Source organism: Enterobacter sp. CC120223-11 (assembly GCF_900215375.1).
Classification (GTDB): Bacteria; Pseudomonadota; Gammaproteobacteria; order Enterobacterales; family Enterobacteriaceae; genus Scandinavium.
Genome location: NZ_OBEF01000003.1, coordinates 147,026 through 166,901, shown reverse-complemented (window position 1 = coordinate 166,901; position 19,876 = coordinate 147,026). Strand labels below are relative to the sequence as shown.

At 54.2% G+C, this 19,876-nt stretch carries 15 protein-coding genes and 1 tRNA gene; 8 read left to right on the top strand and 8 right to left on the bottom strand.

The features are described 5' to 3' along the window. Nucleotides 1–57: 57 nt before the first annotated feature. From CRO87_RS04895 to CRO87_RS22470, 4 genes are all read left to right on the top strand, one after another. Nucleotides 58–285 carry a YejL family protein gene (locus CRO87_RS04895; RefSeq protein ID WP_097161810.1) on the top strand — a complete coding sequence of 76 codons (228 nt, stop codon included), beginning with the start codon at nucleotides 58–60 and terminating at the stop codon, nucleotides 283–285. Between the two features lie 26 nt (nucleotides 286–311). Beyond that, complete coding sequence (gene yejM, locus CRO87_RS04890) at nucleotides 312–2,072, top strand: LPS biosynthesis-modulating metalloenzyme YejM (protein ID WP_097161809.1); 1,761 nt, start codon at nucleotides 312–314, stop codon at nucleotides 2,070–2,072. A gap of 75 nt (nucleotides 2,073–2,147) precedes the next feature. After that, nucleotides 2,148–2,224, top strand: a tRNA-Pro gene (locus CRO87_RS04885). 64 nt (nucleotides 2,225–2,288) lie between these two features. Beyond that, nucleotides 2,289–2,387, top strand: a complete 99-nt coding sequence (locus CRO87_RS22470) for a YoaK family small membrane protein (protein ID WP_141398666.1) — start codon at nucleotides 2,289–2,291, stop codon at nucleotides 2,385–2,387. Here the strand turns inward: CRO87_RS22470 and CRO87_RS04880 are convergent. After that, nucleotides 2,384–3,019 (bottom strand): helix-turn-helix domain-containing protein, encoded by a 636-nt coding sequence (locus tag CRO87_RS04880; RefSeq protein WP_255252481.1) that lies wholly within the window; start codon nucleotides 3,017–3,019, stop codon nucleotides 2,384–2,386. The two genes, CRO87_RS22470 and CRO87_RS04880, sit on opposite strands and share 4 nt — an antisense overlap. 194 nt (nucleotides 3,020–3,213) lie before the next feature. Here CRO87_RS04880 and CRO87_RS04875 point away from each other — a divergent pair, with 194 nt between their 5' ends. Next, entirely contained in the window at nucleotides 3,214–5,187 is a 1,974-nt protein-coding gene (locus tag CRO87_RS04875) for an alkyl/aryl-sulfatase (protein ID WP_097161808.1), read from the top strand. 161 nt (nucleotides 5,188–5,348) lie between these two features. Beyond that, complete coding sequence (eco, locus tag CRO87_RS04870) at nucleotides 5,349–5,840, top strand: serine protease inhibitor ecotin (protein ID WP_097161807.1); 492 nt, start codon at nucleotides 5,349–5,351, stop codon at nucleotides 5,838–5,840. Nucleotides 5,841–5,887: 47 nt separating this feature from the next. Here eco and mqo read toward each other — a convergent pair whose 3' ends face one another. Continuing rightward, nucleotides 5,888–7,540, bottom strand: a complete 1,653-nt coding sequence (gene mqo, locus CRO87_RS04865; protein WP_097161806.1) for a malate dehydrogenase (quinone) — start codon at nucleotides 7,538–7,540, stop codon at nucleotides 5,888–5,890. A 274-nt stretch (nucleotides 7,541–7,814) separates the two neighbouring features. On the opposite strand from mqo, the gene CRO87_RS04860 reads away from it, so the two are divergent. After that, nucleotides 7,815–9,062 carry a SulP family inorganic anion transporter gene (locus CRO87_RS04860; RefSeq protein ID WP_097161805.1) on the top strand — a complete coding sequence of 416 codons (1,248 nt, stop codon included), beginning with the start codon at nucleotides 7,815–7,817 and terminating at the stop codon, nucleotides 9,060–9,062. Here the strand turns inward: CRO87_RS04860 and mgtE are convergent. The 6 genes from mgtE to CRO87_RS04830 all read right to left on the bottom strand — a co-directional run bounded on the left by mgtE (nucleotide 9,025) and on the right by CRO87_RS04830 (nucleotide 16,393). Then, entirely contained in the window at nucleotides 9,025–10,461 is a 1,437-nt protein-coding gene (gene mgtE / locus CRO87_RS04855) for a magnesium transporter (RefSeq protein ID WP_097161804.1), read from the bottom strand. The genes CRO87_RS04860 and mgtE overlap by 38 nt on opposite strands. Before the next feature lie 132 nt (nucleotides 10,462–10,593). Beyond that, the gene (locus CRO87_RS04850) at nucleotides 10,594–12,237 is read right to left on the bottom strand and encodes a multidrug ABC transporter permease/ATP-binding protein (protein ID WP_097161803.1); all 1,644 of its coding nucleotides are present in this window, start codon (nucleotides 12,235–12,237) and stop codon (nucleotides 10,594–10,596) included. Nucleotides 12,238–12,323: 86 nt separating this feature from the next. Next, complete coding sequence (gene alkB / locus CRO87_RS04845; RefSeq protein WP_097161802.1) at nucleotides 12,324–12,962, bottom strand: DNA oxidative demethylase AlkB; 639 nt, start codon at nucleotides 12,960–12,962, stop codon at nucleotides 12,324–12,326. 2 nt (nucleotides 12,963–12,964) lie between these two features. Next, entirely contained in the window at nucleotides 12,965–14,026 is a 1,062-nt protein-coding gene (ada, locus tag CRO87_RS04840; protein WP_097161801.1) for a bifunctional DNA-binding transcriptional regulator/O6-methylguanine-DNA methyltransferase Ada, read from the bottom strand. A 76-nt stretch (nucleotides 14,027–14,102) separates the two neighbouring features. Beyond that, nucleotides 14,103–15,158 carry an FAD:protein FMN transferase ApbE gene (apbE, locus tag CRO87_RS04835; protein ID WP_097161800.1) on the bottom strand — a complete coding sequence of 352 codons (1,056 nt, stop codon included), beginning with the start codon at nucleotides 15,156–15,158 and terminating at the stop codon, nucleotides 14,103–14,105. Between the two features lie 101 nt (nucleotides 15,159–15,259). Beyond that, a complete protein-coding gene (locus tag CRO87_RS04830; protein ID WP_097161799.1) occupies nucleotides 15,260–16,393 on the bottom strand; it encodes a porin OmpC in 1,134 nt (377 codons plus the stop codon). A gap of 804 nt (nucleotides 16,394–17,197) precedes the next feature. Here CRO87_RS04830 and rcsD point away from each other — a divergent pair. Beyond that, nucleotides 17,198–19,873 carry a phosphotransferase RcsD gene (gene rcsD / locus CRO87_RS04825; RefSeq protein ID WP_097161798.1) on the top strand — a complete coding sequence of 892 codons (2,676 nt, stop codon included), beginning with the start codon at nucleotides 17,198–17,200 and terminating at the stop codon, nucleotides 19,871–19,873. The last annotated feature ends 3 nt before the right edge of the window (nucleotides 19,874–19,876 follow it).

Below are 19,876 nucleotides of genomic sequence, written 5' to 3'. Positions count from 1 at the left end.
AAATGCTGCTGCTACGGTAATATGTTGCCCTTTCATGAACAAACAGATTCTGAGTTTATGCCACAAATCTCCCGCTACAGTGATGAACACGTTGAACAACTGTTGACTGAGCTTGCCAACGTACTGGAAAAACACAAGGCACCCACCGACCTTTCACTGATGGTGTTGGGCAATATGGTGACTAACCTGATTAACACAAGCGTCGCGCCAGCCCAGCGTACGGCGATTGCCCGCTCCTTCGCTCAGGCGCTGCAATCCTCCATCAGCGACGATCCGGCGCAATAAGTTCACAGGAAGACGACAAACAGTTTATGGTGACTCATCGTCAGCCCTACCGAGAAAAAGTGTCCCAGATGGTCAGTTGGGGGCACTGGTTTGCCCTGTTCAACATTCTGCTGGCCTCGGTACTCGGTAGCCGTTACCTGTTTGTCGCCGACTGGCCGACGACGCTGTCGGGTCGCGTGTACTCGTATATCAGCCTCGTCGGACACTTCAGTTTTCTGGTATTCGCCACTTATCTGCTGATCCTCTTCCCACTGACCTTTATTGTCATATCGCAACGGCTGATGCGGTTCTTGTCCGCTATCCTCGCCACCGTCGGTATGACGCTGTTGCTTATCGACAGCGAAGTCTTCACCCGCTTCCACCTGCACCTGAACCCGGTGGTGTGGGAGCTGGTTATTAACCCCGATCAGAATGAGATGGCCCGCGACTGGCAGCTGATGTTTATCAGCGTGCCGGTGATTTTGCTGATTGAAATGCTGTTTGCGACCTGGAGCTGGCAGAAGCTGCGCAGCCTCACGCGGCGGCGCCACTATGCGCGTCCCGTCGCCTGGTTTCTGTTCACCGCTTTTGTCTCCACGCATGTTATTTACATCTGGGCCGATGCCAATTTCTATCGCCCGGTGACCATGCAGCGCGCGAATTTACCGCTCTCCTATCCAATGACCGCACGAAAGTTTCTGGAAAAACATGGTCTGTTGGATGCGCAGGATTATCAGCGTCGTCTGGTCGAACAGGGCGACCCGGAAGCCGTATCCGTTCAATACCCGCTGAGCGATCTGCGTTATCGCGATATGGGGCCGGGGCAGAACGTGCTGTTGATCACCGTCGATAGCCTGAACTATTCCCGCTTTGAAAAGCAGATGCCTGCCCTCGCCGATTTTGCCCGGGAGAACATCAGCTTTACCCAACACATGAGCAGCGGCAACGCCACGGACAGTGGTATTTTCGGTCTGTTCTACGGAATTTCGCCAGGCTACATGGACGGCGTACTTTCAGCACGCATTCCGGCAGCGCTGATAACCGCGCTGAACCAGCAGGGTTATCAACTTGGCCTGTTCTCCTCTGACGGTTTCAACAGCCCAATGTACCGCCAGGCTCTGCTGTCTGACTTCTCTCTGCCGCCGTCGAAATCACAAAGTGATGCTGACACCGCCAGCCAGTGGATAAACTGGCTCGGCAACTATGCGCAGGAAGAGAACCGCTGGTTCTCATGGATTTCACTCAACGGCACAAGCCTGGATGAGAGCCAGAAGCAGAACTTCAATCGCCGTTACGCCCGCGCCGTAGCGGATGTTGACAGCCAGATTGCACGCGTGCTCACCGCACTGAAAGAGTCCGGCAAGCTCGATAAAACGGTCGTCATCATCACCGGGGCGCATGGCGTACCATTGGACAAATCCGGCAACGGCTTTGACTGGTCCCGTGAAGCGCTCCAGGTGCCGCTGGTCATTCACTGGCCAGGCACTCCAGCGCAGAGAATTGCCACGCTGACCGATCATAAAGACGTGATGACAACGCTGATGCAACGCCTGCTGCACGTCAGCACGCCTGCGAATGAATACTCTCAGGGTCAGGATCTTTTCAGCGCCACACGCCGTCATAACTGGGTAACGGCATCGAGTAATTCAGATTTGGCCATCACCACGCCTCAGGTCACCGTAGTGCTGAATCATAACGGCAGCTACAAAACCTGGGATCGCCAGGATCAAAAGATTGATAACGAGAAGCCGCAGCTCAGTCTGCTGCTGCAGGTGCTGACAGAAGAGAAACGATTTATCGCTAACTGATTGATTATTTTTGAATCACTTGGCCTGAGCCGTCTTGCATTCACAATGGAACGCGGTACTATTATTCACCTGAGTCGGCACGTAGCGCAGCCTGGTAGCGCATCGTCATGGGGTGGCGAGGGTCGAGAGTTCGAATCTCTCCGTGCCGACCAACTCTTCTGTGAAAAAGCCAGCCCGAAAAGGCTGGCTTTTTTGTTTCTGATTCAGCGAGGTTTTATGCGCATTGGTATCGCCTTTCCCATTCTGGTCTTTATCGTCGCCGTCGCGTTTCTGGCGTGGTTTGTTATCGGCGGATACGCCACGCCGGGCTCTTAATACTCTTCCGGCAGGCTTTTATTGATCGACACCAGTTTGCCTTTTTCTACGGTGATGTAACCGCCCTCTTTCAAATCGGCCAGCACCCGAAACACGTGCGTGCGCGACAGATTTGTTCTGCGCATGATGAAAGCCGCAATCCCTTCGCGTTCGTTTTTATGGGTCTGGCTGCGGTAAAGATAGCGCGACAGCATGGGCTTGATCGTCTGATAGCTGGTCAGCTGCTTTCTTTCATAGTGCAGGTCGAGACTGAAGATCGTCATATAAACTAATATGGTGGTGAGCTCAGTCAGTCGCTGTGGATCCGAGTTAAAAAAGATGGCGTCGAAATTCTCCCAGCTGATTTTAATGACGCTTATCGGCGTCATGGCGATATAGTCAAACGCCACCAGCGGGCAATATCTTTCCATTAATCCAATCGGCATATATTCAATAGTATTGCCTGCAATCAGCTCATTATCTTTCCCGGCGATGGCGACAGAACCGTCGACAATAAAATAAATAAAGCCTTTTTCCACCACCAGTCGATGATCTTTTGGATAGCCAATAAGCTCACCTTTTTCTTTTAGATCAGCAACATGACTGTCTATCCCGAGTGACATGTAGTAACTGTGCAGCTCTGCAAAATTCACCTGTTGCCTCTTATTCTTCTTTAATCTCGTTGGCCTCACTATAGCATTTGTCCACGCTGAAAATAAGGTTTTGCATTCCAATCCCATATGGCACTAGTCATCACCCCGCACATCACTAGAATAACGGATGACTTTTCAACGGCTTCATATTTCTGAATATCCACTCTGGCACGTAAAAACCAAGAGGCTCTGTAATGAAACTCAATAAAATAGCGATGCATCTGGCGATTGCCGGCATGCTGACGTCTTTGTCTGCTTCGGCTCTGGCAACAGTCCAGCCAAAAGAAGCAACCGAAGCCACGATTCAAGCTAACAATGCGCTGTACCAGAAGCTGCCATTTGCCGATCGGACCGATTTTGCCAATGCCCATAAAGGCTTTATCGCTGCGCTGCCACAGGACGTTCTGAAAGGCGAGACGGGCAACATCATTTGGGATCCGGCTAAATACGCATTTATCAAAGAAGGCGAAAAATCTCCAGCCACCGTTAACCCAAGCCTGTGGCGCCAGTCCCAGCTGATCAACATTGGCGGTCTGTTTAAAGTGACCGACGGTGTTTACCAGGTTCGTAACCAGGACCTGTCCAACATGACGATTATCGAAGGTGAGAAAGGTATCACCATCGTCGATCCGCTGTTGTCCGCAGAACCGGCAAAAGCCGCTCTCGACCTGTATTACAAAAACTGTGGCAAACGCCCTGTTGTTGCGGTCATCTATACCCACAGCCACATCGATCACTACGGTGGCGTTCGTGGTGTAGTTGACGAAGCAGACGTGAAAGCCGGCAAAGTGAAAATCTACGCACCAGCAGGCGTTATGGCTGCAGCCGTTGATGAAAACGTGATGGCCGGTAATGCCATGAGCCGTCGTGCAGCTTACCAGTACGGCAACCTGCTGAAACCTTCAGCGACAGGTCAGGTTGGCGCAGGTCTGGGTACGACCACGTCTGCGGGTACCGTTACCCTCCTGGCACCGACTAACATCATCGATCACACCGGTCAGGAAGAAGTCATCGATGGCCTGACCTACGACTTCATGATGGCCCCAGGTTCTGAAGCACCTTCAGAAATGCTGTGGTACGTGAAAGAGAAGAAGATGATTGAAGCGGCAGAGGATGTGACCCACACCCTGCACAACACCTATTCCCTGCGTGGCGCGAAAATCCGCGATCCGCTGGCATGGTCTAAATACATCAACGCCGCTATCGATCGCTGGGGCAACGATGCTGACGTTATCATCGCACAGCACCACTGGCCGACCTGGGGTAACGAAAATATTCTGAAGCTGATGAAAGGTCAGCGTGATATGTACCGTTACATCAATGACCAGACCCTGCGTATGGCCAACGAAGGCATGACCCGTGATGAAATCGCGGCAAACTTCAAACTGCCAGAAACGCTGGAAAAAACCTGGGCTAGCCGCGGTTACTACGGAACTGTCAGCCATGACGTGAAAGCCACCTACGTGTTCTATCTCGGTTGGTTCGATGGCAACCCGGCTACGCTTGATGAGCTGCCACCGGTTGATGCTGCGAAGAAGTATGTTGATTACATGGGCGGCGCCGATAAGATTCTTGCTAAGGCCAAAACGGATTACGCTCAGGGTAACTACCGCTGGGTTGCTCAGGTCGTAAGCAAGGTTGTGTTTGCCGATCCGGACAACGCAGCGGCACGCAATCTGGAAGCCGATGCGCTCGAGCAGCTTGGCTACCAGGCTGAAGCAGGCACATGGCGTAACTTCTACCTGACCGGTGCGCAGGAACTGCGTAACGGCGTGCTGAAAGGACCGACCCCGAACACCGCCAGCCCGGACACCGTGCGTGCTATGACCCCAGAAATGTTCTTTGACTACATGGGTGTTCACGTGGACGGCATCAAAGCGGCGAACGCGAAGATCCTGCTGAACTTCGACTTCGGCGATCAGGGTAAATATAAAGTCGAGATGGAAAACGGCGTGCTTAACCACACGGCTAATTCTCAGGCAGCTGATGCAGACGCGACCATTACCATGTCTCGCGATACGCTGAACCGCATTATCCTGAAACAGGAAACCGTCCAGCAGGCGAAAGACAACGGTGATATGAAAATTACCGGTGATGCCGCTAAGCTGAGCGAACTGATGAGCTACATGGACAAGTTCGAGTTCTGGTTTAACATCGTTACACCGTAATACCTCTTCCCTGCGACACTCTGTCGCAGGGATTTCTCCCCCTTCTCGCACCTCACCAGCATTTATCACCACTTCTTATTAAAATAAGGGTAAATCCGACTTTTTCTTCAGCGTAAGAATGCTACGATCCGCCGGTTGCTAACTGATCACAAGGATTAACAGTGAAAAACACCGCTAAATTTGCCGTCGCCCTTCTCTCTCTGGCCTGCGTTTCAGCCAGCGCAGTGGCTTCCACCACGCCGCTGGAAAAAGTTGCACCTTATCCAACGGCTGAAAAAGGCATGAAGCGTCAAGTGATTACGCTGCCGGAGCAAAAAGACGAGTCGGGTTACAAAGTGGAATTGCTGGTTGGCCAGACGCTGGAGGTGGACTGTAACCAACACCGTCTCGGCGCGAAACTGGAAAGCAAAACGCTGGAAGGCTGGGGCTATGACTACTACGTAGTGGACAAAGTGAGTTCGCCGGTTTCTACCATGATGGCCTGCCCGGACGGTAAGAAAACGGAGAAATTTGTCACCGCGTTTCTGGGCGATGAGGGAATGGTTCGCTACAACAGCAAGCTGCCGATTGTGGTCTACACCCCGGAAAACGTGGACGTGAAATACCGCATCTGGAAAGCAGAAGAGACCGTTCAGAACGCAGAACAGCGTTAATCAGCGATAAAAAACCCCGAATTCCGGGGTTTTTTGTTTTCAGTCTTTCACAGTGCAATATCCGCGACGGGTTTTAACTCCACCAGCGGAGGCGTAAAGTGTGCCTGCGGGACCGGGTCCGCAACGGTGTCCCTCTCATAACGCAGACCCAGTACTTCGCTGGTGTACGCCAGAGTCCGCTCAATTGCCTGTGGATCACCGCTCAGACGACTGCCGTAGGTCGGCACCACTGCACGCAGTTTTTCCTGCCATGCCGCTGACTTCACTTTCTCTTTAAAGACCTGTTCCAGCAAATGCAGCATGATCGGTGCCGCCGTCGATGCGCCCGGTGAAGCCCCAAGCAGAGCCGCAACCGTACCTTCATCATCGCTAACGACTTCGGTTCCAAGACGCAACACACCGCCTTTATCAGCGTCACGCTTGATGATCTGCACCCGCTGGCCCGCCTGCCACAGACGCCAGTCGGCTTTTTTCGCCATCGGGTAGTACTCTTTCAGCGCCGCCAGTCGGTCTTTGTCCTTCTGGATAACCTGCCCGACGAGGTACTTCACCAGGTCGAAGTTGTCCAGGCCGACGTTAATCATCGGCAGAATGTTCGATTTGTTGGTGGAGGCCAGCAGATCCCACAGCGAACCGTTTTTCAGGAAGCGGGTGGAAAACGTCGCGAACGGCCCAAACAGCACGGCGCGTTTACCGTCGATGATGCGGGTATCAATGTGCGGGACCGACATCGGCGGTGCGCCAACGGAGGCCTGTCCGTACACTTTCGCGAGGTGGTGGTTAACCACTTCAGGGTTCTCGCAGACAAGGAACTGGCCCCCCACCGGGAAGCCGGCATACTCTTTCGCCTGCGGAATACCCGTTTGTTGCAGCAGCTTGAGCGCCGCCCCACCCGCGCCGATGAAGATAAACTTCGCGCGAATTTTACGGCGAACCTTGCGGTCGTTCGCGTCGGAGACGGTCACCGTCCAGCTGTTGTCGGCGTTGCGTTTAAAACGACGCACGGCAGTGTTGAGCTGCAACGAGAAGTTGTCGTGGCTGCGTAGCCCGGCAATCAGCTGACGGGTAATTTCGCCGTAGTTTACATCGGTGCCAACCTCGGTACGGGTGGCCGCGACCTTCTGCTGCGGGTCGCGCCCTTCCATCACCAGCGGAGCCCATTTTTTAATTTGCTCAGTGTCTTCGGAGTAGCGCATTCCCTGGAACAGCAAATTCTGCTGAAGCGCGGCATAGCGGGCGCGCAGGAAATTCACGTTATCTTCCCCCCAGACGAAGCTCATATGGGGCACGGTATTGATAAAGGTCTTCGGCTGTTGCAGCACGCCGCGTGTGACCTGATGCGCCCAGAACTGGCGCGAGATCTGGAAGGCTTCATTGATCTCGATGGCTTTGTCGATGCTGACGGAACCGTCCGCCTTCTGCGGCGTGTAGTTCAGTTCCATCAGTGCGGCATGGCCGGTACCGGCGTTGTTCCAGCCGTTGGAGCTCTCCTCGGCGACGCTTTCCATTTGCTCGACCAGAGTAATAGACCAGTCCGGCTCCAGTTCCTGAAGCCAGGTTCCCAGCGTGGCGCTCATGATGCCACCGCCAATCAACAATACATCCGTCTGGTGCTCGTGAGGGGCTTGGGACTTCTCTGCCAGCGATTCGGCAGGCAAATCCACCGCCTTTGAGCGACGTACGGCCATCTTTTTCGTCATTTAATGAGCCTTACTGTACTCGCGTTTTTTGTTTTAGCGCAGGTGAAACGATTCGGGGAAAACCACGTTAGCACTGACGATGAAAGATTTAAATATTGTTTAAAATTTAAGTTCTGTTTTGAGATCTGTTATAAAAATGTTTAATAAATGTATCTCAGAAATGCGTATTGCTACTGGCGAAATGTGACGCAAAGCGGTAATATCGCCCGTTTTGTGACTTATCGCACAGCCATTGGCTTATGGTAAATCCCGTATTCATAACCTTACTTTCTCTATGCCTGATACTCACCATACCCACACTGCTGCTGAATCCGCTGCGCTGACTCACATCGTGCGCTCACCTTCGCTTATGCTGCGCGAATCGCTGGCGGGCGTAATCACCGCGCTGGCGCTGATCCCGGAGGTTATCTCCTTCTCGGTCATTGCAGGCGTTGACCCAAAAGTCAGCCTGATTGCGTCGGTCGTGCTATGTCTGGCGATGTCTGTCCTGGGCGGTCGCCCGGCGATGGTGACGGCGGCGGCAGGTTCTGTAGCGCTGGTTATCGGCCCGATGGTCCATCAGCACGGCGTGGCGTACATTTTGCCTGCCGTGGTGATGGCGGGCGTGATTCAGATAGCCTTTGGCCTGCTCGGCATGGCAAAACTGATGCGCCATATTCCTCAGGCGGTGATGACCGGGTTTGTGAACGCGTTGGGGATTCTGATTTTCTTTGCTCAGGTGCCTCACTTCTGGAGCAAAAATCCGCTGATACTGGCGCTGTTTGCCGCCACGCTGCTGATTGTTCTCTGGGCACCCAAAGTCATCAAAAGCGTGCCTTCACCGCTGATTGCGATCGTCGTCCTGACACTTTATACCCTGTTCAGCGGCCAGATTTTGCCGACGGTCGGCGATGAAGGTTCGATGAGCGGCGGCCTGCCGGTGCTGACAGAGCTGCTGGTGCCGCTCAATCTGCAAACGCTGCAAATTATCTGGCCTTGTGCGCTCAGTATCGCCTTCGTGGGATTGATGGAGTCGCTGCTGACGGCAAAACTGGTGGATGATTTAACCGCCACGCCATCGAACAAGGCGCGCGAGAGTGCCGGGCTCGGCATCGCTAACATTCTGGCTGGTTTTTACGGTGGCATTGCGGGCTGTGCGATGATTGGCCAGACCATTGTTAACGTAGAGATGGGTAAAGGCCGCAGCCGTCTTTCCACGCTGGTCGCAGGCCTGGTGCTTTTGCTGCTGGTGACGGGCCTGAGCCAGGTGATGGCGAAGATCCCGATGGCCGTGCTCGCCGGGATCATGGCGATTGTGGCCGTCAAAACCTTCAGCTGGCACAGCGTTCAGCCCGCCACGCTGAAGCAAACGCCGTGGTCTGCCACGGTGGTGATGCTGGCAACGGTGGTTGCCACGGTCAGCACCGGCAACCTGGCGATTGGGGTGCTGGCAGGCTTAGTGCTGCTGGCACTGGTGCCGCGCCACATCCGCAAGCGCCATGCGCTTAAAGCAGAAACACCGTCGCCAACCCAAGAAAAATAAAGAATCCGCCGGTGTCGGTGATGGCCGTGATCATCACGCTTGAGCCGACCGCCGGATCCCGCCCAAGCTTCGTCATGATCATCGGGATCAGCACGCCCATCAGCGAGGCCACCAGCAGGTTCAGCACCATTGCCAGCATCATCACGCCACCAAGCTGCGGGTCGTCATACAACCACCATGTAACGCAGCCCATAATACCGCCCCAGACGAGGCCATTGATCAGCGCGACGCCCATTTCACGTAATATCAGGAACGAGAAGTTCCCTGGCTGAATATGCTGCAACGCAAGCGCGCGCACGATCATCGTGATGGTCTGGTTGCCGGTATTCCCGCCAATGCCGGCAACAATCGGCATCAGCGAGGCCAGCGCAACCAGCTGTGAAATGGTGTGCTCAAAGCCGTCAATCACGCGCGAGGCGATAAACGCGGTGCAGAGATTGATGGCAAGCCACGCCCAGCGGGTTTTCACCGCTTTGCTGACCGGCGCGAAGACGTCCTCATCGTTGCTGAGGCCGCTCATCTGGCGCATGTCGTTGTCCGTCTCTTCGTACACCACGTCCACGATTTCATCGATGGTCAGACGCCCCATCAGCTTGCCTTCGGCATCGATCACCGCGGCACTCACCAGGTCATCACGTTCGAACGTGCGCGCCACCTTCTCGGCGTCTTCCTGCGGGTGGAAAGTAACGGGTTCAGCCTCCATCACCTCAGAGACATGGCGCTGCGCCGGATTCAGCAGAATGGTTTGCAGCTCCAGTTCACCCAGCAGCGTTTTATCACGATCGGTGACGAACAGCTTGTCGGTGTTGCGCGGCATTTTGCCGAGACGACGCAAATAGCGCTGCACCGCACCAAGCGTCACGTCCGGGCGAATAGTGATGACTTCGAACTCCATGATAGCGCCGACGCTGTCGTGGGCGTAATTCATCACCTGCCGCACCCGCGCACGCTCTTCCGGCGGCAACGTTGCCAGCAGACGGCCGGTCAAATCGCGAGGAAGGTGCTGAACAAGATAGATTTTTTCATCAATATCGAGCGTTTCCAGCGCGTCGAGCAGCGCCTTGTCACTCATGCCGTCGATCAGATCGTCATAGACGTTTTCAGACGCTTCCAGCAGCACATTACCGCGCTTGCTGTCCTCCACCAGCCCCCACAGGGCATGGCGCTCATCGGAAGGCAACGCTTCGAGAGTGTCCGCGAGATCGGGCGCGGGCAAATGCGCAACCAGCGCACCGACTTCTGCGATGTCATCGGCCAACTGCCCTTCATCGTACTGCTCGGCCAGCGTGAGTTTGTTAGTCAGCGCCGAAGTGATGGCTTTATCGGTGGTTAACAGCCAGATAAGACGGGCACGCTCCTGGTCGCGTAGCCTGGCGCTGTTTTTATGAAACACGGACATGGGTTGGCAATCCTTGAAGGGAAAGACGGTATTCTGGCCCTAAGCATAGCGCGAGTGAATGTAAAAAATAATAAACAGCGGGTCGGAACGGTGAAAAAGAGAGCAAACGCCCCTGAAAAGGGGCGTTGAGGGTCAGGCCGTGCGGGCGACGGCATCGCGGGAAGCCGCAATGCGTTCCTCACCGGTCAGCTCGCTGAGCTTACCGTTACGCATCTCCAGCAGCCTGTCGGCGTGAATAAAGTAGTGGTCGTCATGGCTAATGGCGAAGAGGGTCTTACCCATTTCCTGCATCAAAGGCAGCAGCACCTGGTAAAACTCCCGGCGGAAATGCGGGTCCTGATCGGCGGCCCACTCATCCAGCAGAATAATATCCCGCTCTTCCGCCAGCGCCAGCAGCAGCGCCACGCGCTTCTTCTGCCCTTTCGATAGCTTCAGGTCGAGAATCTTACCGTTTTCCAGCTTCAGCTTGTGCCCCATTTTCAGGTGGTCGAGCCATTTCGCCACCAACTCCGGCTTCGCCTGCTGCCCTTCCGGGCCCAGCAGCTGGTCGAACAGCCAGACGTCGGTGAACACCGCGGAAAACAGCTTGCGATAGTCTTCCGGTTTATCTGCCGCCAGCGGCTCGCCGTCGAGCAGAATCTGCCCGGAGACCGGCTGATACAGCCCGGTGAGCAGCATCGCCAGCGTTGATTTTCCGCTGCCGTTACCGCCAATCAGGAACACCAGCTCGCCGCGTTTCAGCGTCAGGTTGACAGGCCCGACGGCAAAGGTGTTGTCCTGATAATGGAATTCAACATCGCGCAGCTCGAGCGTTTGCCAGTTGCTGTGCGGCTGAGGTTTAGGGAACTCTGCACGGTACGGCGCCAGAGAAAACTTGTTCAGCTTATTGAACGCGACCTGAGCGCTGAGCAGCGTGGGTAACGCGCCAACGGCAGAGAGCAGCGGCGTGCGCAGGAATAAAAGCGTTAGCGAATAGGTCGCCGCGACGTTGGTATCGGCCCAGCCGAGGCTGTTCGCCATCCAGAATACCAGGCCAATCGCGCCGAGCATCATGATATTCGACCAGTTCACCGCACTGAGGTGGAACGTATCGGCGCGAATAATGTGGTGGCGGTACTCTTTGGCGTCCGGAATATAGAGGTTATTGAAGATGTGTTCGGCACGTTCGCGGTTCAGGGTCAGCTCTTTGCGCCCTTCCAGCACGGTCTGATAGTCGTGATAGAGCTTATCTTCCGTCTCGCGCAAGGTTGCCATGTGTTTGTACACCCGCGCCACCAGCACGAAGCCGCCCCAGATGGTCAGTGCCATCCACAGTGCGGTGATCGCCAGCATTTTGCCCGACAGGAAAAACAGATAGGCCGCAGAGCCGAAGGTGAGAATGATCCCCTGCACCAGTTCAGGTAAGCGCACAAACGCAATGGTGATGTTCCGCACGTCGCTGGTCAGGCCGGCCAGTAACGCGGCGCTGCCGAGTTTTTCCACCCGTTCAATCTGCGTGTCGAGGATACGTTTGATAAATTCGCTGCGCAGGCGATAGACAAAATGATGCCCGAGTATGGTCAGCGCCAGCTGGGAGCCAAGCGTGACCGCCATCAGCAGCAGCAGCAGGCCGAGAAATTCTGGTAGCACGGCCAGGGAGACATCGACGCTTTCAATCAGGCGCAGGTTAATAAAGGCGATAAGGCCGATACCCAGCGCCGCACTCAACAGGCTCAGGGCCATAACGGCAATAAAGGGCCAGCGATACTGCCGCCAGACCAGAAGAAGAAGTTGCATACAAACCATTCCGGGCAGTCAAAACAGCCAGCAGTTTAAACGGCCTGCGCGTCACATCAAGAATAATTCTTATTTTTATTGCTATTTCAGGTATGGCGGAAGGTGAGATTATAGCGACAGGCGCCAGTAGCCGGATGATGCCCCTCTTTAAGCGGCTGAATACCGTGATAAAACAGTCTGGATTCGCCACCCCAAACCACCACGTCACCGTGCTCAAGTAATACACGCTGAAGAGGATCGTTGCGCTTCAGGCCGCCAAACTGAAAAACAGCGGGCAGCCCCAGCGAAACGGATACAATCGGGGCCTGCAGCGCTTGCTCATCTTTATCCTGATGCAGCGAGAGTTTAGCCCCCGGTGCATAACGGTTGATAAGACAGGCATCGGGCCGGAAGTTTTCATACCCTGTCTCCTGCGCGCACGCCTGCGCCAGAGACAAAAATACTGCCGGCATGGCGGGCCACAGATTGCCTGTTTGCGGGTCGATGCTGGCATACAGATAGCCCCGCTGGTTGGTCGTCCAGCCGACGTTACCGCAATTGGTCATCGCTACGGACATGGTGTATCCGCCGGGCGTGACCATCTGGCGAAACGGCGACTGGGCAGATACATCGGTAATCGCTGCGATCAGCCCTTGTGCCTCAGCCAGCGCCCGGCGACGGAGAATGTACGCCCCGGGGGCCAGCGGCTCCTGCCAGGGTGGCGTATCAGCGAAAAGATCCAGCACGATCAGCCCTCCTGTTTTGTTTCACGCCGCAGCAGTTGGGCTTTGCGCGCCTCGCCCCAGCGATAACCGGACAGCGCCCCGCTTTGCCGCACAACCCGATGGCAGGGAATAAGCAACGCCAGTTTGTTCGCCGCGCAGGCACTGGCCACCGCACGCACCGCTTTCGGCTTATTGATGCTTTGCGCCACCTGTTGATAGCTGCGGGTTTCACCCGTCGGAATATCGCGCAGCGCCTGCCAGACCTGCTGCTGGAACGCCGTGCCGCGAATATCCAGCGGCAGCTGTACGGTAGAATGCTTGCCGTCCAGCACGGCGATCACCTCCGCAACCAGCTGGCTGAAAGCCTGATCCGCTTTTTCACGTTGCGCATGAGGGAAAATTTGTTCCAGCTCCCGGAGTAGCGTTTCGTCGTTGTCGCCGGGCAGGACAGCACAAATGCCGCGCGAGCTGGCCGCCACCAGGCAGCGGCCCAGTGAGCAGGACGCCAGCGTGAAGCGCACCGGAAGGTCGTCGCCGCCGCGTCGATACTGTTTCGCCGTCATCCCGAGGCTGCTGTCGGCCTTGCGATAGTAGCTACTGCTTGCCGGGAAACCTGCCGCCAGAACAGCATCCGTCACGCTGTCGCTGGAGGCCAGCGTTTCACGCAGTCGCCGGGCACGCCAGGCCTGCTGCCATGCCTTCGGCGTCATTCCGGTGACGGACTTGAACATACGATGAAAATGATATGCGCTGACGCCCACTTCCCGCGCCAGCTCATCAAGGGTCAGCGTGCGCTCCTGTTCAAGCAGACGGCATGCTGCGGCCACTTTATGGGTACGCTGCTGCTGAGGATCGGCCTTGTCAGGCTGGCAGCGTTTGCAGGCACGAAACCCGGCATTTTCTGCGGCATCAGCATCGACATAGAAGCGCACATTCTGGCGCAGCGCGTGACGCGCCCGGCAAGAGGGGCGACAGTAGATACCGGTGGTCTGTACCGCAAACACGAACTGACCATCGGCGGTCTGATCTCTGTCGAGCACCGCCTGCCAGCGGGACTCGTCATTAAAAGGTGATTTTGTTTTCATACCTGCTCCGGCTCTCTTACAAGGTTAGCCTGAGTCTGGCGCAGACGGCGGTGAAAAAAACCGCCATTCTTGCTTTTTAATTTCTGCCGCTGACGAGGAAGGTTTCAAACTGTGGCGACATCCAGGTTTTGAAACCGTCGCCGTCTTTAACAATCATGTACACCGCCAGCCCTTGCTTACGCACCACTTCTTTGGCTTTCTCCGGCCCTAACACCATCAGCCCGGTATCCCAGCCGTCCGCTTCCAGCGCGGTGGTGGCGATCACCGTTACCGATACCAGCTTGTGCTGAATCGGCGCGCCTGTCACCGGGTCGATAACGTGCGAAATGCGTTTGCCATCAAGCTCATAATAGTTGCGGTAGCTGCCGGAGGTGCTGATGCCGTGACCGTTAATGTCTACGATCGCCTGCACGGCATTTTCCCGATCGGTAGGCTTCTGGATAGCCACGCGCCATGGCTGCCCTTCAGCGTTCATGCCGCGACTGACCAGAGCCCCCCCTACAGAAACCAGGTAGCGGGAGACCCCTTCCTGTTCCATTAAACGCGCCAGGTGATCGGCGGCATAGCCTTCGCCCACGGTGGAGAGATCGACATAGAGATCGGGCAGATCTTTCTGTAAGTACTGGCTGCCGGACTGGTTTATCACGCGCAGATGCTTAAGGCCCGTCCGTGCTTTCGCCGCGTCAATCTGATCCTGCGTCGGGGTTTTGACAGGCTGCTTGTCCGGGCCGAACCCCCATAAATTCACCAGAGGCCCGACGGTAATGTCCATCGCGCCATCGGTTTTGGCGCCTATGCGCAGGGACTCCGTCACAATATCCGCCATCGCTTCACTGACGGGCCATGGTGAGGTGCTCGTTGAACGGTTAAAACGCATTAAGGCCGAATCATTTTTCCACGTCGACAAGAGCATGTCGTCAGCATCAAGCTGTGCCTGCACCTTCTCGCGCAGCGCTGAGGCTTTATCTTTATCAATATTAATGACGCTGACCCGCCAGAAGGTGCCCATTGTCTTACCTTCAAGCACGGTTGCGGACGAAGCAGGAGTGGTGTTGGCCGGTGTGCCATTATCACAGCCGGAAAGAACAAGAGCGACGGCGATCAGTGCCGCGCGAAAAGAAGTGAAATCCATACGTAATGCCCCTCATGTTTGCGCGCAAGGGTACACCAGCAAGGTTAAACAAAAAATAAAAAAGGGCCCCGAAGGACCCTTTTTATCAGCTTAACAGTCGATTAGAACTGGTAAACCAGACCCAGTGCTACGATGTCATCGGTACCGATGCCAGCTGCGCGGGTGAAGTCGTTCTCGTCCAGCAGGTTGATTTTGTAGTCAACATAGGTGGACATGTTTTTGTTGAAATAGTAAGTCGCACCAACATCAACATATTTCACCAGATCCTGGTCGCCGTAGCCATTGCCAAGGTCTTTACCTTTGGACTGCAGGTAAGCAATGGATGGACGCAGACCGAAGTCGAACTGGTACTGTGCAACCACTTCGAAGTTCTGTGCTTTGTTAGCAAAACCACCAGCAGTTGCATTACCGTTATCGTCTACACCGACTTTTGAACCGAAACGAGTTGCATTATAAGTCTGGGTGTATTGAGTAGCCAGGTAGATGTTATTCGCATCATATTTCAGGCCACCGGTATAAGTGGTCGCGCGATCGCCTTCACCAATGTATGCAGCTGTATTCTGCTCAGATGTACGCTTAGAGCTCGCAACTGCAGCACCCAGACCGAAGCCTTCACCCAGGTCATAAGTGATAGAACCGCCGAAGCCGTCACCGTTCTGTTTCAGAGCGCCACGACCGTTCTGAGTTGCGCCTTCGCCATCAACGCTGCCGTTTTTGCCCTGGTACTGCAGAGCAAAGTTCAGGCCATCAACCAGACCGAAGAAGTCGGTGTTACGGTAGGTTGCAACGCCGTTAGCACGGGACTGCAGGAAGTTGTCAGAACCGTAGGTGTCGCCGCCGAATTCTGGCAGGACGTCGGTCCAGGAAGTTACGTCGTAAACTACGCCGTAGTTACGACCGTAGTCGAAGGAACCTGCATCTTTAACACGGATACCAGCGAAGCCAACACGGGTCCACGCCTGGTCAGCAGAACCTTCTACGTTGTTCGCCTGAACGTTGTATTCCCACTGGCCGTAACCGGTAATCTGGTCGTTAACCTGAGTTTCGCCCTTGAAGCCGAAACGAATGTAGGACTGGTCGCCGTCTGCGCCTTTGTCATCAGAGAAATAGTGCAGGCCGTCTACTTTACCGTACAGATCTAATTTGTTGCCGTCTTTGTTATAAATTTCAGCCGCATTTGCTGCGCCCGCTACCAGCAGTGCTGGTACCAGGAGGGACAGTACTTTAACTTTCATGTTATTAACCCTCTGTTATATGCCTTTTTTTATGCCACTGCTTACTGATTAACCTTCTAATCAGTCGGCAAACCCATTGTGCTGCAAAATACAGAAATATCCAACAAGAAAATGATACGAGAACTTTTAAGGTGTTTCAATTTACCCACTAGATGTTTCATTTTGTAAATATAAGGGAACTTTTCAATGCCACAAAATGTGAAAAAATATAGCACCAATAATCAAAAACAATAAAAAACACATGAATATCAGCAAATTAAAACACCTCTTTCGTATAGCACCGAATGACAAAACAAAACCCTCGACGATCTCTAAAATAATTAGCGCTATCATCATTAACTTTATTTATTACCGTCATTCAGTTCTGAATGTCTGTTTACTCGTATTTCTACCGGATGCCTCGCATCCGGTTTTTTTTTACCTTTCTTTACGCAATATTAATCGCCATGTGCTACCACCGCGAAATCATAACGACTATTAAGTAATCATCCCCGCTGGAAAAAAAACCTTTCTTGGCTAGGCATTAAATAATCTCTTGTTATTTCGTGCTATTATCAGGACTTCAGGCGTAAATATTTGTACAGCAAATGTAACAATGTACATCTTTGTATGCAGAGTATGCAGACTGCTCAGATATCAGCCAACCGACGGTAGAATGTGGAAATTGACGCATTACCCTTTATACTGCCTGCTGGCGTTGCCTTGACAATCGACCGCTGAAACCCGCTATCCGGGGTTTTACTTAAGCAGTAAGCGGGGCTTTAACGCGTTTTTTGGTGCAGTCATCATGGATTACACACACTAATGAGTCATTCCGACACGACGTTTCCCAACAAGTTTTCTCTCATGCCTGGGAGCATTACCCGTTTCTTCCTTTTATTGATCGTCGTGCTACTGGTGACCATGGGCGTGATGATCCAGAGCGCGGTAAACGCCTGGCTCAAGGATAAAAGCTACCAGATTGTCGACATGACCCATTCGATTCACAAGCGAATCGATACCTGGCGCTACGCCACCTGGCAAATCTATGACAATATCGCCGCGTCAGCCACGGCACCTTCCGCGAATGAAGGCCTGCAGGAAACGCGGCTGAAGCAGGATGTCTACTACCTGGAAAAACCGCGTCGCAAGACAGAAGCGCTGATTTTCGGCTCCCATGATGGTACGACGCTCGACATGACACAGAAGATGTCGGGCTACCTGGATACGTTGTGGGGCGCGGAAACCGTCCCGTGGTCGATGTACTATCTCAACGGCCAGGACAATAGCCTGATACTGATCTCCACGCTGCCGCTGAAAGATTTGTCAGCCGGGTTCAAAGAGTCCACCGTTGGCAGTATCGTTGATTCCCGTCGTGCGGAGATGCTCCAGCAGGCCAATACCCTGGATGAACGTGAAACTTTCTCTTCCCTGCGACGCCTCGCCTGGCAAAATGGTCATTACTTCACGCTGCGCACCACCTTCAATCAGCCGGGCCATCTGGCGACCGTGGTGGCTTTCGATTTACCGATTAACGACCTGATTCCACCGGGCATGGCGCTGGACAGTTTCCGCCTCGAACCGGATCCGACGCAAAAAAATCTCCGCAGCCAGGATAAAGAAGCCGCCGACAGCGTGAGGATCAATTTCAACAGCTCGCGCATTGAGATTGCCTCTTCGGTAAACTCCACCGGCATGCGACTCATCTGGCAGGTGCCCCTCGGCACGCTGCTACTCGATACGCTACAGAATATTTTACTGCCGCTGCTGCTGAATATCGGCCTGCTGGCGCTGGCGCTGTTTGGCCTTAATACGTTTCGCCATTATTCCGGCCGTCGCCAGACGGACACCGGCACGTCGGGTGCCGCCAATACCGAACTCCGCGTACTGAAAGCCATCAACGAAGAGATTGTCTCTGTGCTGCCGCTGGGGCTGCTGGTGCACGACCAGGAATCTAACCGGACGGTGATCAGCAACAAAATTGCCGATCACCTGCTGCCGCATCTGAATCTGCAAAACATTACCAGCATGGCGGAGCAGCATCAGGGCGTTATTCAGGCCACCATCAATAACGAACTCTATGAAATCCGTCAGTTCCGCAGCCAGGTGGCACCGCGAACCCAGATCTTCATTATTCGCGATCAGGATAAAGAAGTGCTGGTGAACAAAAAGCTCAAACAGGCCCAGCGCCTGTACGAGAAAAATCAGCTGGGCCGCGTCGCTTTTATGCAGAATATTGGTGAGGCGCTTAAACAACCGGTTCGCACTTTGGCGGAGGAAGCCGCCGCGCTGCCAACTGATGATCATCATAAGCTTGCCCAGCAGGCTGATACGCTTGTGCGCCTGGTCGATGAGATCCAGTTGGCTAACATGCTTGAAGGCGACGGCTGGAAAGGCACGTCGGCACTCTTCTCGATTCAGGACCTGATAGATGAAGTCGTGCCTGAAGTCCTGCCAGTTATCAAACGCAAAGGGCTGCAGCTGCTGATTAATAATCACCTGGCCGCCAGCGAGCAGCGCCATGGCGATCGGGAAGCCCTGAAGCGTATTCTGCTGATGTTGATTCAGTATGCCGTCATCACTACACAAATCGGCAAGGTAACTCTGGACGTTACAGAAGATGAATCCGCAGAAGATCGCCTCACCTTCCGCATTCTCGACACCGGCAACGGGGTCACCAACAGCGAAATCGACAATCTTCATTTCCCTTTCCTGAATGAAACCCACGAAGACCGGTTTGGCAAAGCCAACGCCCTCACCTTCTGGCTGTGCGATCAGCTGGCGCGGAAGCTCGGTGGTCACCTCAACATCAAAGCACGAGAATCCTTAGGCACACGCTACTCCCTGCACGTCAAAATGACGCCACGTGAGCAGGAGACGGAGTCAGAAGAAAAGCTGCTCGACGAAGTGATTGCGATGATCGACATCACTTCCAATGAGGTGCGCAGCGTAGTGGTGAGACAGCTGGAAAACTGGGGGGCAAGCTGCATCTCCCCGGACGAGCGGCTAACAAGTCAAGAATATGATCTGTTTTTAACGGATAATCCGTCTAATCTTACTGCGCCTGGCCTGCTTTTAAGCGATGATGAGGCCGGTATTCGCAAAATGGGCCCAGGCCTTTTGCGGGTCAATTTCAATATCAGTAATGCCATGCAGGAAGCAGTGCTGCAGTTAATAGAAGAACAACTGGCACAGGGAGAGTTACTGGAAACACCCGCGGGTGTAAATGAAAACGCCGAGCTTCATGCCAGCGGTTATTATGCGCTGTTTGTTGACACGGTTCCGGATGATGTTAAGAGGCTGTATACTGAGTCAGCGACAAATGATTTTGCTGCACTGGCACAGACGGCTCACCGCCTTAAAGGGGTGTTTGCCATGCTGAATCTGGTACCCGGCAAGCAGTTATGTGAAACGCTGGAGCATCTTATTCGTGAAAAAGATGCGCCCGGCACAGAGAAATATATCAGCGACATTGACGCCTACGTCAAAAGCTTGATGTAGCAA

Coding starts and splice junctions, on each gene's coding strand:
- CRO87_RS04895 (WP_097161810.1), top strand. CDS start 58: ATGCCACAAATCTCCCGCTACAGTGATGAACACGTTGAACAACTGTTG.
- yejM (WP_097161809.1), top strand. CDS start 312: ATGGTGACTCATCGTCAGCCCTACCGAGAAAAAGTGTCCCAGATGGTC.
- CRO87_RS22470 (WP_141398666.1), top strand. CDS start 2,289: ATGCGCATTGGTATCGCCTTTCCCATTCTGGTCTTTATCGTCGCCGTC.
- CRO87_RS04875 (WP_097161808.1), top strand. CDS start 3,214: ATGAAACTCAATAAAATAGCGATGCATCTGGCGATTGCCGGCATGCTG.
- mqo (WP_097161806.1), bottom strand. CDS start 7,540: ATGACGAAAAAGATGGCCGTACGTCGCTCAAAGGCGGTGGATTTGCCT.
- CRO87_RS04860 (WP_097161805.1), top strand. CDS start 7,815: ATGCCTGATACTCACCATACCCACACTGCTGCTGAATCCGCTGCGCTG.
- mgtE (WP_097161804.1), bottom strand. CDS start 10,461: ATGTCCGTGTTTCATAAAAACAGCGCCAGGCTACGCGACCAGGAGCGT.
- CRO87_RS04850 (WP_097161803.1), bottom strand. CDS start 12,237: ATGCAACTTCTTCTTCTGGTCTGGCGGCAGTATCGCTGGCCCTTTATT.
- ada (WP_097161801.1), bottom strand. CDS start 14,026: ATGAAAACAAAATCACCTTTTAATGACGAGTCCCGCTGGCAGGCGGTG.
- apbE (WP_097161800.1), bottom strand. CDS start 15,158: ATGGATTTCACTTCTTTTCGCGCGGCACTGATCGCCGTCGCTCTTGTT.
- CRO87_RS04830 (WP_097161799.1), bottom strand. CDS start 16,393: ATGAAAGTTAAAGTACTGTCCCTCCTGGTACCAGCACTGCTGGTAGCG.
- rcsD (WP_097161798.1), top strand. CDS start 17,198: ATGAGTCATTCCGACACGACGTTTCCCAACAAGTTTTCTCTCATGCCT.